This is a genomic window from uncultured Algoriphagus sp., from assembly GCF_963974835.1.
GTDB lineage: Bacteria > Bacteroidota > Bacteroidia > Cytophagales > Cyclobacteriaceae > Algoriphagus.
The window spans coordinates 240,231-254,166 of sequence record NZ_CAXBET010000004.1; the positions used below are offsets into that span (position 1 = coordinate 240,231).

Sequence of the window (13,936 nt, forward strand, 5' to 3'; positions counted from 1 at the left end):
AAAGTTTGATTGAAATTAAATTCAAAGGACAAAAATCTTGACTTCTTTCAATTAATAAATTTACAACAACAGGCCTATTTAAAATTTCTACTGCCATATCCTATCTAAAAATTAAAATTAATAAGGAGAATAATAGAATGCAAAATAATGTATACAAAATACGATTTACGCCAAATCAAATAATGCCATTTTATTGTTTAGGTTGGCCGCTTGAATGTCCAATTCAATAAGTTGATGCTTCAGGATCCTAGGTAGCTATGTATTCGATCACACCACCTTTCAGATTGTATAGATTATTAAACCCATATTTTTCTTCCAGTTCCATTATAGCTTTTTTGCTCCTTCCTCCCATTTTGCAGTGAACCACCACTTTCTTATCACTCGCAATTTTGTCAGATTGATCAAGTATACTAGATAGTGGGAGTAAATCAGCTCCGATATTAACAATATCGTATTCATAAGGCTCCCTCACGTCAATTAACTGAAAATCCCTTCCCTCAGACATCCATAAATGTAAATCTTCAACTGAAATCTCTTTTACCTCTTTTTCAGTCTTAAGACCACAAAATTCTTCATAATCAATTAATTCCGTAATACTAGGATTTTGACCACTTATTGGATTCTCTGGATTCTTCTTGAATTTCAAGGTTCTGGTCTGAAATGTCAAAGCATCGAATGTAAAGAAACGTCCGCTCAAGACATCTCCTACTCCAGAAGCTACTTTAATAACTTCCAGCGCTTGAATACTCCCAATTATCCCTGGCAATACACCCAGTACTCCACCTTCAGCACAACTTGGAACAAGACCAGGAGGAGGCGGATATGCATACAAGTCTCTATAATTTGGGCCTCTTTCGCCTGATTCCTCTAAATAGTTGAATACGGAAACTTGTCCTTCGAACTGAAAAATTGAAGCGTAAACGTTTGGCTTGTCTAACAAAACACAAGCATCATTTACTAAATATCTGGTTTGAAAATTATCTGTACCATCTGCAACGATGTCATAATCTTTCACAATTTCCAACGCATTTTCAGAGGTAAATCTTTCGTTGTACGTATTGATGGTGATGTAGGGATTTAGCTCTGTTAATCTCTTCTTAGCCGATTCAACCTTAGATTGACCCACTTCTTTTATACCGTACAGGACTTGACGTTGAAGATTGCTATCATCTATAATATCAAAGTCAACTATACCTATCGTTCCTATCCCAGCGGCAGCTAGGTAAAGAAGCATTGGGCTACCTAAGCCTCCTGACCCAATTACCAATACTTTCGAGTTTTTAAGTTTCTTTTGAGCCTCAATTCCAAATTCAGGAATTATAATGTGCCTATTGTATCTAACTAGCTCTTCCTTACTAAAATCAATACCACCTGCAATAGCGGGCACTATACTCACTACACTTTTTTCTGTCAAGGCAGTTTTGCCTTCTTCTAGATTCCGGATATCATCTTCGCCTACGAAAATATTAATAAAAGAAGGAATCTTTCCGTCAGAAGTGTATAGATGCTTTTTCATTTCTGGAAATTGGGACGACAAATTGATTAAAACTTCGTCGACATTTTTCGCTTGTATTTCAACCTTTGCGGTGTTGTTAGTAAACTTCCGCAAAGGGGTAGGAATATATACTGATGCCATAAAATATTAGTTTAAAATTCTAAATGCTTCTTCTTCGAACTGGTTACTTTTATTGAGTTTCCAAAATTTCATATCTGAATATTTTAAGTTTGGAATTGCTATTATTAAATATGAAAAATTGGGGAATGCAGATACCCTATCTGTTTCCGATGGATATGCGGAATTTATTAAATGAGTATGATAAATACCTGTCAAATTCAAATTATTATCGTCAGCTAGTTTTTCTGCCCTCATAAAATCCTTTCCATCGATTAAAAACCTTACTTCTTTATTATCAGGAGACACATTACTTACAGGCATAATCTCACAAATTTTGGTATCCCCGTTTTCAGTTTTCCCGAATAAAAATCCACAGGATTCCTCAGGAACCATTTCCACTTCGTCTAAAAGCTGATGAAAAACTGAGCTTGTAATACACAACATGATATCTTAAAATTTTATGGATATACACATGATCTAAAATTCCAATAAATGCTCAATTTGATTGAAATGTGGCGTGCCTTCTAGGGATTGGAAAAGTAACGGGATAATAGGACCGTAGTCTTCTGCTTTTGCATGTTCTACTTCAAGGATCTTTTTATCTAAACCCCAATTTAGAATACTAACTGTATCACGCTTGTCAGCACTCACCAGAGTTTCTTTCACAATGTCCTTTAATCCCGCAATTAAACTTGACCTTGCCTCTTGATCCGAAGTGGCTGAACGGAGATTATCTAAACATCTGTTAAGTACAGTTCCTGAACATTCCAAAATATTTGAAATGATGATATCCCCTTCTTCATTTAATCGACGAAAGCGATTCTCATATACGTTAATCAGTAAATTTAAATCTGCTGGCTTACTCCAATCCATTTGACCCCTAAAAAACTTCTCAGTATATCCGAGTGGATTTCCTATAAAAATTATTGGAATAGATTTTTTGAAAGTCGATATATAGTAAAGTGCCAGTTCAAGGCTCTCCACAGGCCATTCAAGATATCTAACTAATAAGAAGTTGCATTTTTTTTCATCACAATAAATTAATGCATTCAGCAACAAGTAAGCAGCCTCTTTAGCATTCTGTGCTGTTACAAATTTCCCTGGATTGTGGATTTTTACATAAGGATCAGTTAATACGCTTTCATGGATTTCTCTATCCATTAAGCTATTATCAACTATATGTGTAAATCTAGCCATGGAATAGATTATACTACTTTCTTTAGAAGTGACCTCAAGGAGATATTCACATATTTTCTTGGTAGCAGCATAAATTTCCTCTGTAAAATATCTGCTGGCCTTTCCCGTAGATGAAAATACAAAATGGCGTACGCTAGGTGTATTTTCAGCAGTTCTTACCATATTCAAAGTGCCGAAAACATTGGTATCTATCGTTTCCGAAATTTTCTGTTCGGCAAGTCCTGGATTTCTTTGAGCGGCAGTGTGAAAAACTATTTGAGGATTATGCTTATTAAAAATTTGAGCCAATGCTTCCTCATCTAAAATGTCACATTTATAATAAGTTATTCTTTCGTCTAATGGAATACCATTATGATCAACTTTATCAATGACAATGATTTCATGAACATCAAATTGCAATAGTTCTGTAACCAAAGTAGAACCGATGCATCCCAGACCGCCGGTAACTATGCAAGTAGCATTGGTAAGTTTATCATTAAGTAAATCAACAGGGAGGCTTAATTCTCTTTTTCTTGAAGATTCAAGAGGGTTTATGTCGATCCTCCCCTGATCTTTGTATTCGTTAATTATTTGTTGAGTGAGCTGGACAAGTTCTTGATAATATTCAGTTTGGCTTACATTAGGAGAAAGCTTCCATATTTTATTGAAGGCGGTATCTTTCATTGGTATTTGTAGTAGGCAAATTAAAAACTCTACGCAGAAACATCTATCTGCAAATTATGCATCATTAAAACCATTATTTAACTTGAATTTCTCTTCATATCCCATGCGCAAAATTTCTACCACAGTTGGGGCACATTGATATGTAGACAATTCATTTAACTAATAAGAATGGTTGAGGCTATTGGAATTGTGTGGAGCCATAGGCAAGCATTTAGGCTTGAAAAATAACTAAAGAAGTTATCTGGGGCACCCTTTATGCTGTAATTTTTCAATTAAGCAATGATCCCAGATAAAGCGGAAATATACCCAATCAGAGTAAAGTTTGAACATCATTAATCTCATTTTTTAATCATTTTAATGTAAAATATTTTCATGAAAAACTCCATGATATTTATGACGAACATTGAATACTTGGACACATACGGTAGCAAGAAAAACTCCTACCTATTACATACATCTGATTATTTGCGAATGTAGGGATAATTACCTCTTCTCCTAATCCTATATTTAAGTATTTCAATTAGATTTTATTTGACTTCATTTAAAAATAATTAGCGAGTTAAAATCAGTTAACTAATGTATCGTTATTCTGAGCTCAGCGTCATGGTCATAAAGTAAATTCAACCATGATGAGATATTCTCTACTAATCGTCTTCCAAGTGATTTCTCAACTTTGCTTTGGGAATCCCGAAACAGCTAAGCAAATTAATGAAAGCATCCAAAATGCTGAAAATGAAGCATCAGGACAATTTTTCAGGTTGAGCGAACCTGTGGGTTTCCCTGATCAACAACAAATTCAGGATAGTTTATTCAACTTCTCAAAATTGATTTTCCATACTTCAACCTGCTTTGGATCTTGTCCTGTTATCCATTTGGAGATATCTTCGGATAAATCAATCAAATATTCAGGAAATTATTTTAAGGATGAAAATTTCAATGAAATTGACTCTGCTCGCTCTGGAAATTTTAAAGGTCAGTTACCAGATGAATTATATGATGAGCTTTATGAATTGATTATACAATCAAAAATCACAAAGCTAGAAAGTGGACAAAATCAAATTCTATGCTGTGACGGAGCTATTAAGACCATAATCCTATACCATAACGGCTTAAGAAAATATTACCAATTCATGTTTGAGCCAAGAAAACTCAGTGAATTAATTTCATTTTTGTATACTATGGATCAAAAGGAGGATCTAACTAAAGTTGAAGAAAAAATCACTTTTGAAAAGTAATTGGTGAAAAAAGACAAGTTCTCCAACATTTCTACTTGAAAGAAAATTAGATTAATCATACACTTTAATACGTTCAGTTTTGTTCTTTTGCTTTGGAAGACACCTATGAGCATTTGCTCTCCTACTGCCCAACCTTCAGTTTTCCTTAATAATCCCTTTAATGAATAATTACAAACAAATAGAAGCTGAAATTCTATCGGCTTCAAATATTCTTATAACTGCACACAAATCCGCGGATGGAGACTCTATTGGTTCTTCTCTCGGACTATTGTATTTTATAGAAAAGCTTGGGAAGCAAGCTAAAATATGCCATCCTGACAAAGCACCAAGTTTTCTGGATTTTCTCGACCTCTCAGCCATCTCCACTATGGATGAGGAACCTGATGAAGTAACTGCATTTTTTGATGAAGCAGATCTGATATTTTGTCTAGACTATAATTCTACTGATCGCTTGGGGAAAGGAATGCAACCTTTACTTGAATCTGCCAATTGTGCAAAAATAATGATTGATCACCATTTGGATCCACAGGACTTCGCTTCCTTGATCGTTTCTGAAACTTCAGTATCCTCCACAGCGGAGTTGATTGTAGAATTGATAGAGCAATCAGGAAATGGTGCATTACTGGATGAAAAAATCGGCACTCCTTTATACTTGGGAATCCTCACTGACACTGGAAGCTTTCGATTTAATTCCGTGAAACCAAGAACTCATGAAATCTTGGCCAAGTTGTTAACTGCAGGAGTTAAACATAACTTGATCCATGAACTCCTGAATGATACAAATACGGCAAGTCGCCTTCGCTTGCAGGGATTTGCGATGTCTGAAAAAATGGAAATTCTAGAAGATTGCTACGTCGCAATCATCTCCCTCACCAAGGAAGAGTTGGCAAAGTACAATTACAAAAAAGGTGACACGGACAGCTTGGCAAACCTTGCTTTGTCTATTAAAGGAATGAAGGCCGCTATTGTCCTTTCGGAGCGGGATGGAATCATCAAGATATCTTTCCGTTCCAAAGGAAAAGATTATCCTGTAAATGAGTTGGCGGCTGAGCATTTCGATGGAGGTGGACATGCTAATGCTGCCGGAGGAATGAGTGAGGCAACAATGTCAGAGACATTGGATAAATTAAGATCCCTATTTGTGAAAATTTTCTAATACAACATTTAGAATAACATATTTTTGACACTTCTCCATTGCAACTTCCAGAAATTCCCCACAAAAAAACTCCGTGTAAACTAATTACACGGAGTTCCAATATATGGTGGTTTTTAACTTTTAATTAATCTTTTAGGGTTACTGTTCTGGTAACTTCATTAAATCCGCCAGGGATTAAGTTTCCATCAGCATCCAGCAATTCCAGTTTAATTGAAATCTCACCTTTAGGTAAGCCTTTAATTACATAAGGCGCCCATTCCGTGATCATAAACTCTTTGCCGTTTATCGTAGCTCTTACCTTGTTTCCACTTTCAGAAAGCGTAGTGTTTAACAAGAAAAAATCCAATAACAAATTCTCGGTATCTGCCCCAGTATATTCACCTTTAGGACGACTGTAGATCAATGTTGGCTTTTCAAAATCAACATCCATATCATCGCTGGCATTACCAACAACCATTTTTTTAGCAATAAATGAATTATCATTTTTCACTGATTCATGGTAGGATCTGCTAAGAAATGCAACTAAATAATGAGTGCCTTCAGGCATCTCACGCTTAAATTCTGGCTCATAGTGAGCAGAGTAAGGCATGTTATCCAAAATAAAATGGATGTGTTGACCATCACCTGAATTGGCAAGATTGGTAGCCATTCCACTTTTTTCAGTTTGTGCTCCTAATTCATAATCTCCTACTTCAAAAGCAAAATCAACTTCTCCAGCTTTTGCGATAGTTGTGTTAGATGGTTGCTTCAATGTTAGCGAGGAAGATCCATAGGCAGGTGTATTAGTAAATTTTTCAATTGAAATTTCTGCTGGAGCAGTCATTTCCATGTCTTCCGCTACTACTTCTTCATTTTCTGCTTTTTTCGGCTGGCAACTTACCGCGATTAAAAGTGCTGCAGCTGCTGTACCTAATATTTTTACATTCATAATTTTCAATTTTTTGTGTTTTAATATATTTATAAAAGTCTCAAATGCCATTCCATCGCCACATAGAATGCTATTCGTATTCAAAGTTATTCATCTTAGAATAAAATCTACGATTCACCATAATAGATTCTCCAAAAAAACACTTCGTAATTAGCTTCAGGAGCATTCGAATAGCTACATGCTTCCTCCAAGATCTTAGCACTCATTTTAATTAAGTTGATATGAAACCTCTTACTTTACAAAGACACTTTCTTAAATAATTATTTGCCTTTGCGTTAAGTTTCCCTGAATCGGGTAATATATTCCCCACGACGTTTATCATTATCTATTTGATTTTGGGAACCATCCATATCAATTATATTCATTATAATTATTATAGATTTTTAAATTCAATTCTTGACTTACCTCTTAAACAGCATCTAGAAAAGAAAACCTTTTAATGAAAGCCGCAATTAGAAGATCATATGGAAGTCCTGATGTAATCCGTGTTGAAGAAATCAATCAGCCAATTCCAGAAGATGATGAAATACTGATACGTGTGCATGCCACAACTGTGAATAGAACGGATTGTGCCAATCTTACCGGAAAACCCTTTATAATGCATTTTGTCTTAGGATTTTTTAGGCCAAGAAAAGTTGTGCTTGGAACTGATTTCGCCGGTGAAGTAGTGGAAACTGGAAAAAATATAAAAGACTTCAAGGTCAATCAACGTGTATTCGGATTTACTGATACGGGACTGGAATCACAGGCTGAGTATATGGTCATAAAACCAAAAGACAATATTTTGAGCATCCCAAACCATATTAATTACCAGCAGGCAGCAGCTAGTCTGGAAGGTGCTCACTATGCATACACATTTATCCATAAAACTGATATCCAATCAGACCATCGGATATTGATCAATGGTGCCACTGGAGCGATTGGGTCGGCGCTGTTACAATTTGTAAAAACATTGAACGTCTATGTCGCTGCGACTTGCAATACTAAGAACATGGAGCTAATTAGATCCCTTGGAGCTGACAAAGTCTATGACTACACAAAAGAGGATTTTACAATGGATGATGATAAATATGATTTCATTTTTGATTCTGTTGGTAAAAGTACATTTGGCAAATGTAAACATCTACTGAATAAGGGCGGTATCTATATTTCTTCGGAATTAGGGCCTTATTCTCAGAACATTTTCTTAGCTCTTTTCACACCACTATTTGGAGATAAAAAAGTAATCTTTCCTGTTCCATATAGTCTGAGTAAAACGCTTCCGTATATTAAATTATTAATGGAAAGAGGAGAATTTAAACCAGTGATTGATCGCGAATACCCACTGAATGCTATTGATGAAGCATACCAGTACGTGTTGTCAGGTCAAAAAACCGGAAATGTTATAATTAATATTTAAGCACATGAAAGAATTCTTTGAGGATATTTTTGCTTATCACCATTACTTCAATCAGAAGTTGGCAGATATATTTATTAAAAACTACGGCAAACTAAGTGACCGAACTATTCCTCTATTTTCCCATACTATCAATGCTCACCAAATATGGAATTCGAGAATATTAATAAAATCTTCACTAGGTGTTCATCAACTTCACACCTTAGATGCCTGCAAAAATTTTGATGATTCCAATTACTCAGATACCCTTTCTATTCTTGCGGAATATGATCTATCCCAGAGAGTAAACTATGTAAACAGCAAAGGTGGAGCTTATGAACATTCTATTCAGGAGATATTATTCCATATTTGCAATCACTTCACTCATCATAAAGGTCAACTCATTTCCGATCTAAGACTTAGCGGCATTGAGCCACCTATAACAGACTACATTTTCTATAAAAAATAGGATGACCTTACGAAAAACCCTGCATTTCTTTGATTTCTCTAATTAGCTCTGCTAATCTATCTCTAAGTAGTTCGGGTTGTTTTACTTTTACTACATCTCCAAGTGAAATGATCCAGCGAACAAAACCCTCGATGGATGAATTCATAAAAGTCATTTCTGTGGTTTTATCAATTCTTGTTTCTGAAACAAAGCCGTTATTATACTTAGAATTGACTAGATACTTCAAAGAGCTATCTGGAACCTCCAAGACAATCTGGTGAAGCTTCCTCTCACTAGAAACCTTGTCCAAATAAGATTGCAGGGAAGGATGCTTAGCAGTCGAATACGAAATATCAGTGATATGAAGGTAACTGAATCTATCCAAGCGAAAAGTACGGTAATCATTTCTCAGACGGCAATAAGCCATTAAATACCATTGCTCAAACGAATGAAACAAACCCACAGGCTCCAATTCCCGCTCTGTGGTGTGTTCAGGATCAAATGTGACATAAGTCGCTGCCACTACTTTCTTTTCCGATATACTCAAAAGTATGGTCTGAAAGGCCTTGCTTGATTTATTCGCTCCATCAGATGAATTAGACTTCAAAACCTTTATAGTATCCTGCACTTCTACAAGCAAATCCTTTTCGGAAGACTTCAGCACTGCTTTGATTTTTATAAGTGCCTCTTTAAATGACTTATTACTTTGCTCATCAAGCGATTTTTCCACCAGTTTCTCGGCAACCAACATGGATAATGCCTCTTCCCTACTAAACATGATTGGCGGAAGTCTATAACCCTCCACTAAAGAATACCCTTGGCCTGCTTCGCCTACGATAGGTACTCCAGACTCTTCTAGTGATCTCACATCCCGATAGATCGTCCGCAAGCTCACCTCAAAACGTGTAGCAAGCTCTGCCGCTCTGATTGTACGCTTTGATTGCAAGTGGGTGAGAATGGCCGTAAGTCTATCTATTCTGTTCATCTAAAATTTCTTGAAGATTTGCTAGTAAAGAAAATCGAAAAAAATCAAAAAATCTTTCGCCTCTCCAAATCCTACTGACATAGGGCTGACACAAGTCAGTCCTTAATTTGAATATTAATAAACAAAAACACATAACTATGGAAACAACAACTTCAACATCCGCAGCCCAAATCATAGACAAATCGCAACTTTTGACCCACTGGCTAGGACATCGCAAAGTCACCCGCAGGACGCTGGAAGCATTTCCTGAGAAAGAACTTTTCGAATTCAGCATTGGAGGAATGAGAACATTTGCGCAGCTGATGAAAGAAATGCTGAGTATGGGAGCTCCTACAGCCATAGGCTTGGCCACAGATAAGTGGGAAGCACTGGATGAAGAAAAGCCGGAATTGACTACAAAAGCTGATCTTCTGGCAAGTTGGGATAAATCGACAGATCTGATCGAAAAATATTGGGATCAAATCACTCTTGAGAAATTTCAGGAAAAAATAGTGGCATTTGGACAATACGAAGGCACTGGCTATAGTACCTTATTCTATATTATAGACAACGAGATCCACCATCGCGCGCAAGGGTTTGTTTATTTGCGTGCATTGGGTATTACTCCTCCAAATTTTTGGGAGCAATATTGATTTTCTAATTACTTATCAAAAATAAGGAAGGTGGGCTACAAATGTGGACCACCTTCTTTTATAGAAAAGATTCCTAAATCGGAATACAAATGAAAAAGATATTTCGTACTCATATCACAAAAGATTTTATTCATTGCTGTAGCGAATAAAAACTATAATGCGTCTTGGTAAAGTATTAAAACTAAACCAACGATTACTTATGATGAGTGTAAAATCCTTCGCTATGAAGAATCTTAAATCTCTTACAACTGTCGCACTACTTACCGGAACTTTAGCAATGACCGGATGTATGGACGATTTAGATCCTATAGAGTATCCAGATGCAGGATACATCTCCATTTACAACGGAGCGCCTAGCAGCCCTGCAGTGATCATTTATGCGGATCAAAATCAAGTGAACAATTTTCCTTTGAAGTACGCTGAAGTTTTATCCTACAGCAACTTTTATCCTGGAGATAGACTATTCAAATTCTCAGAGAGCAATTCCGTGACCTCGCTTTTGGAAAAGGAATTTGAGATAAAAGTCGATTCAGTTTATTCCATGTTTATGGTTGAAAATGCGGGAGAACTAGACGCTGTATTAGTGGATGATGATTGGTCTGAGCCAAATGCAGATGAAGCACAGATAAGAATGATAAATCTATCTCCTGATGCCGGAGAGGTTTCACTTCTTATCGATGATAATGAGACTGCTTTTTTCAGTGACTTGGCATTTAAGTTCTATTCTGAATTTGAAAGTCTGGATAAAGACACGTATAACCTTAAGGTTGTATCAAGTACTGGAAAAACCCTCGCTACTGCTACCAATTTGGAGCTTAAAGGAAACAGAGTTTATACACTAGTGGTAAGAGGATTTGAAGTCACTACTGAAAATCCTAAAAAGCTTGATTTGCAATTATTGACCAACTATATCGATTACTAATCTTTGCTCTATTACAATGAAAAATCCCGTTCTTTTATTCAGAACGGGATTTTTTTTGTTTCCTCCAAATGGCGTATCATCTTTTACAAAAGTTCAGTCTTCATTAAAAAAGTAAAACAATCACTCTCAGGTATTTTGAATTTAGCTTATCACTCAACTTCTTGAAGAATAGATAAAATATTGCCTGCTGGATCTCTAAACCATGCAATCAAAGGTCCGTCACCCGTCCTGCATATACCTTTTTCATCTGTTTGTATTTCTCCTGTATATTGTTCAAAATCCACTCCCTTTGAAATCAATTCATCCGCCGCCTGATCAATATCCTCCACTGGAAAATTTAATACAGTAAAAGCAGCAGGTACATGATCTGGTTTGAGGTAGATGATTACTTCTCCTCCTCCTGAAAGATGGATTGAAAGAATACCCATTTCAGTTTCTTCAATATCCAATCCCAGTACATCTTGATAAAAATCTTTGGATTTTGGAAGGTCAGCTGCTGAGAAACTGCTGAAAGCTTTAGAATTTTTAAGCATGGCGAAAAGATTAAAATGGTGAGGGTTACAATTTAAATATTACAATTTCACGAGATTTTAGCAATCTTCAAATTGCAATTAATCCCTAAAATCCACTAGCATGAAGTAATGATGCTGAAAAGACAAAAAACCTTCCTGAAAATCAGAAAGGTTTTTTTAGGAATTAAAACTTAACTTTTGTTGAATTATTGCAATCCAAATAAGCATGCAATTAAAAAGAGTTTGACCTCCTGTCTTTTTATCATTCAAAAGAAAAAAGATTCGAAGAATTATTTGATTCTACTACTTCCCTCCAAAATTCATCTTGAAACTTGCTCCAAACAAACCATAAGTATCACCATATCCAGAGATCTGCTTTACCTGGTAATTGTAAAAGGGCATAATTACATAATTCGCACCTTCGGTCTCTAACACCCGCAGATTAAGACCAAAATTCAAAGTAGCAAAAGGGTAGAATTTACCACTTTTGGATTCGAGGGAAGTACTTTCTGTGACGTCTTGTTGACGCAAGGATAACGATGAAGCACCAAAAGCATCACTATTATAAACTGCAACTTGCCTAGCTACTGTATTCTCCTGACTTGCCGTTTCATTGAGCGCGTAATAATTTGAAAAACCAGCTTGAATGGAAACAGAGTTGCTTCTGGTCAAAGGATATTTAACAAAAACTGGAACTTCCACTTGCATCTGACGCACTTCAAGTTTCTCCGTCTGAGGGTAAGAATTTCCAAAAGACATCACTGTACTTTCTTCTTTGGCATTTTGACTGAGGTAATTAAGTCCTAATCCGGAGCCTAACGTAAACTTGCCAGGCAAATTAATATCGACGAGCATTCCAAGTCCAATTGTAGATGCAGTAGCTACCTGATAATCATTTTGGATAGCGCCAAAACCCGGAGAAACTCCCATACCTAGCCCAACTGTAGTCTTATCTTGCGGTATATCTGGAAAATCACTTTCCGCAACAAAAACATCTTTATTCAATGCCTTTTCATTTGTGTTTGAAGCCAATGTATCCTCTGATACTACTGAAGGTAATTTTGTAGGCTCTTCTGTTTTAGCAATTAAGGGTGATTGAATTAACGCTGTATTTTCTTCTTCTTTAGGCTTGGCTGGGAGTAGCGGCTGTTTTACATTGGAGTTTTCCTTCCCTTGCGCCAACTTCTTATCATTTCCGACTACTGGAAAATCCGGGGAGACCTTAACTTCATTTTTGCCCGATTTTACTTCAGGGTCAGTCACTACAGGATTAGCTTTTTTATCATTTGACTTTGGTTGTGGGTTAGAGGATTCCGGTGTTTTTGCTAACCATTTAGAGTCTCTGACACTTTGGTCTGAATTAGATTCCTTTTGAGTATTCGCGGAAGAATCAGTAAGTAAATCTTGTTCAGGGAATTCAGTAGACGGGAATTCTTGCTCGACCGCGTCCATAGAATTATCGGATTCCGCTATCTGAACTTGTAAAGTTTCAACCTCATCATTTTGTGAAAAGTCCACAGAAGTTAATCCTACTGCCAGCAGAAGTAGAGACGCAGCGATTCCTGATACCCAATAGGTAATATTTTTAAGTTTTTTAGCGGCACGCTTTTTCTGAAAACCTTCCCAGGCTCCCATTTCGTAAGGCACCGAGGCTTCTACTAACTTCTTTCTAAGGGAAGCAGCGATATCCTTATCCAGCTTATCTTCCTTCATATTCTTTCAAGTGTAATGAAACTAATTTGCGGAGCTGGGCTTTTGCTCTTGCCAGATAAACTCTGGAAGAACTATCTGTCAGGCCGAGCTTTTCGCCAATCTCTTTATGGCTATATCCTTCGATCTCATAGAGATTGAATACCATTTTATGATCCTCCGGTAATAGATTGATCAGTTTTATAATATCTTCAAATGCCAAGTCCTCCAGGGCATTTATTTCGTGGAAAACCGAGGTTTCCTCCGATACATCTGTTTGTTTCTGGAATTTCTTCTGTTTGCGGAAATAGTCTATCGCTGTATTTACGGTGATCCGGCGAAGCCATGCCTTTACAGATTGGAAATCTTCGAATTTCTTTATCGATCCGAAAAACTTCATAAAAGAGTCGTTCGTAATCTCATCTGCCAGCGCTCTATCTTTGGAGTAGGACAGACTTATACCCATGACATAGCCATAGTATTTTTTATAGAACACCTCTTCATATTTAGCTGATTGTCGTTTGCAACCTTCAATCAGCTCCTCATCTGTCCAATTCAATTCAACCCTTTTACTTCTAT

The 13,936-nt window shown here is 36.5% G+C and carries 14 protein-coding genes; 6 read left to right on the plus strand and 8 right to left on the minus strand.

Features of this window, described 5'->3' with window-relative positions; genetic code table 11:
- Nucleotides 1–247: 247 nt before the first annotated feature.
- Genes moeB through AACZ73_RS10940 form a run of 3 tightly spaced genes read right to left on the minus strand, consistent with a single transcriptional unit; the run spans nt 248 to nt 3,475 of the window.
- The gene (moeB, locus tag AACZ73_RS10930) at nt 248–1,636 is read right to left on the minus strand and encodes a molybdopterin-synthase adenylyltransferase MoeB (protein ID WP_339877766.1); all 1,389 of its coding nucleotides are present in this window, start codon (nt 1,634–1,636) and stop codon (nt 248–250) included.
- Nucleotides 1,637–1,642: 6 nt separating this feature from the next.
- Entirely contained in the window at nt 1,643–2,059 is a 417-nt protein-coding gene (locus AACZ73_RS10935) for a M67 family metallopeptidase (RefSeq protein ID WP_339877768.1), read from the minus strand.
- Nucleotides 2,060–2,092: 33 nt separating this feature from the next.
- Entirely contained in the window at nt 2,093–3,475 is a 1,383-nt protein-coding gene (locus AACZ73_RS10940; RefSeq protein WP_339877770.1) for a polysaccharide biosynthesis protein, read from the minus strand.
- A gap of 629 nt (nt 3,476–4,104) precedes the next feature.
- Here AACZ73_RS10940 and AACZ73_RS10945 point away from each other — a divergent pair.
- Together AACZ73_RS10945 and AACZ73_RS10950 are read left to right on the plus strand one after the other, a co-directional pair.
- Complete coding sequence (locus AACZ73_RS10945; protein WP_339877772.1) at nt 4,105–4,710, plus strand: DUF6438 domain-containing protein; 606 nt, start codon at nt 4,105–4,107, stop codon at nt 4,708–4,710.
- A gap of 160 nt (nt 4,711–4,870) precedes the next feature.
- Nucleotides 4,871–5,866, plus strand: a complete 996-nt coding sequence (locus AACZ73_RS10950) for a DHH family phosphoesterase (protein WP_339877774.1) — start codon at nt 4,871–4,873, stop codon at nt 5,864–5,866.
- Nucleotides 5,867–5,990: 124 nt separating this feature from the next.
- Here the strand turns inward: AACZ73_RS10950 and AACZ73_RS10955 are convergent, their stop codons facing one another.
- On the minus strand, nt 5,991–6,794 hold the full coding sequence (locus AACZ73_RS10955) for a hypothetical protein (RefSeq protein ID WP_339877776.1): 804 nt from the start codon (nt 6,792–6,794) through the stop codon (nt 5,991–5,993).
- Nucleotides 6,795–7,233: 439 nt separating this feature from the next.
- Here AACZ73_RS10955 and AACZ73_RS10960 point away from each other — a divergent pair, with 439 nt between their 5' ends.
- Both AACZ73_RS10960 and AACZ73_RS10965 read left to right on the plus strand, forming a co-directional pair.
- Nucleotides 7,234–8,193, plus strand: a complete 960-nt coding sequence (locus AACZ73_RS10960) for an NAD(P)-dependent alcohol dehydrogenase (protein WP_339877778.1) — start codon at nt 7,234–7,236, stop codon at nt 8,191–8,193.
- 4 nt (nt 8,194–8,197) lie between these two features.
- Nucleotides 8,198–8,638: a DinB family protein gene (locus AACZ73_RS10965; RefSeq protein WP_339877780.1), complete on the plus strand. Its 441-nt coding sequence runs from the start codon at nt 8,198–8,200 to the stop codon at nt 8,636–8,638.
- A gap of 7 nt (nt 8,639–8,645) precedes the next feature.
- Here the strand turns inward: AACZ73_RS10965 and AACZ73_RS10970 are convergent, their stop codons facing one another.
- Nucleotides 8,646–9,602 (minus strand): YafY family protein, encoded by a 957-nt coding sequence (locus AACZ73_RS10970; RefSeq protein WP_339877782.1) that lies wholly within the window; start codon nt 9,600–9,602, stop codon nt 8,646–8,648.
- 137 nt (nt 9,603–9,739) lie between these two features.
- On the opposite strand from AACZ73_RS10970, the gene AACZ73_RS10975 reads away from it, so the two are divergent.
- Nucleotides 9,740–10,234, plus strand: coding sequence for a DinB family protein (locus tag AACZ73_RS10975; protein ID WP_339877784.1), 495 nt, complete (start codon nt 9,740–9,742; stop codon nt 10,232–10,234).
- Nucleotides 10,235–10,457: 223 nt separating this feature from the next.
- Nucleotides 10,458–11,156, plus strand: a complete 699-nt coding sequence (locus AACZ73_RS10980; RefSeq protein WP_339877786.1) for a DUF4397 domain-containing protein — start codon at nt 10,458–10,460, stop codon at nt 11,154–11,156.
- 149 nt (nt 11,157–11,305) lie between these two features.
- Here AACZ73_RS10980 and AACZ73_RS10985 read toward each other — a convergent pair whose 3' ends face one another.
- The 3 genes from AACZ73_RS10985 to AACZ73_RS10995 all read right to left on the minus strand — a co-directional run bounded on the left by AACZ73_RS10985 (nt 11,306) and on the right by AACZ73_RS10995 (nt 13,916).
- Nucleotides 11,306–11,689: a VOC family protein gene (locus AACZ73_RS10985; RefSeq protein WP_339877788.1), complete on the minus strand. Its 384-nt coding sequence runs from the start codon at nt 11,687–11,689 to the stop codon at nt 11,306–11,308.
- Nucleotides 11,690–11,971: 282 nt separating this feature from the next.
- Entirely contained in the window at nt 11,972–13,381 is a 1,410-nt protein-coding gene (locus AACZ73_RS10990; RefSeq protein WP_339877790.1) for an outer membrane beta-barrel protein, read from the minus strand.
- A complete protein-coding gene (locus AACZ73_RS10995) occupies nt 13,368–13,916 on the minus strand; it encodes an RNA polymerase sigma factor (RefSeq protein WP_339877791.1) in 549 nt (182 codons plus the stop codon). The genes AACZ73_RS10990 and AACZ73_RS10995 overlap by 14 nt, the downstream gene beginning before the upstream one ends.
- Between the last annotated feature and the right edge of the window lie 20 nt (nt 13,917–13,936).

Excerpts from the sequence above, each read along its gene's own strand:
- moeB (WP_339877766.1), bottom strand. The coding sequence starts at position 1,636 with ATGGCATCAGTATATATTCCTACCCCTTTGCGGAAGTTTACTAACAAC.
- AACZ73_RS10935 (WP_339877768.1), bottom strand. The coding sequence starts at position 2,059 with ATGTTGTGTATTACAAGCTCAGTTTTTCATCAGCTTTTAGACGAAGTG.
- AACZ73_RS10940 (WP_339877770.1), bottom strand. The coding sequence starts at position 3,475 with ATGAAAGATACCGCCTTCAATAAAATATGGAAGCTTTCTCCTAATGTA.
- AACZ73_RS10945 (WP_339877772.1), top strand. The coding sequence starts at position 4,105 with ATGAGATATTCTCTACTAATCGTCTTCCAAGTGATTTCTCAACTTTGC.
- AACZ73_RS10950 (WP_339877774.1), top strand. The coding sequence starts at position 4,871 with ATGAATAATTACAAACAAATAGAAGCTGAAATTCTATCGGCTTCAAAT.
- AACZ73_RS10955 (WP_339877776.1), bottom strand. The coding sequence starts at position 6,794 with ATGAATGTAAAAATATTAGGTACAGCAGCTGCAGCACTTTTAATCGCG.
- AACZ73_RS10960 (WP_339877778.1), top strand. The coding sequence starts at position 7,234 with ATGAAAGCCGCAATTAGAAGATCATATGGAAGTCCTGATGTAATCCGT.
- AACZ73_RS10965 (WP_339877780.1), top strand. The coding sequence starts at position 8,198 with ATGAAAGAATTCTTTGAGGATATTTTTGCTTATCACCATTACTTCAAT.
- AACZ73_RS10970 (WP_339877782.1), bottom strand. The coding sequence starts at position 9,602 with ATGAACAGAATAGATAGACTTACGGCCATTCTCACCCACTTGCAATCA.
- AACZ73_RS10975 (WP_339877784.1), top strand. The coding sequence starts at position 9,740 with ATGGAAACAACAACTTCAACATCCGCAGCCCAAATCATAGACAAATCG.
- AACZ73_RS10980 (WP_339877786.1), top strand. The coding sequence starts at position 10,458 with ATGAAGAATCTTAAATCTCTTACAACTGTCGCACTACTTACCGGAACT.
- AACZ73_RS10985 (WP_339877788.1), bottom strand. The coding sequence starts at position 11,689 with ATGCTTAAAAATTCTAAAGCTTTCAGCAGTTTCTCAGCAGCTGACCTT.
- AACZ73_RS10990 (WP_339877790.1), bottom strand. The coding sequence starts at position 13,381 with ATGAAGGAAGATAAGCTGGATAAGGATATCGCTGCTTCCCTTAGAAAG.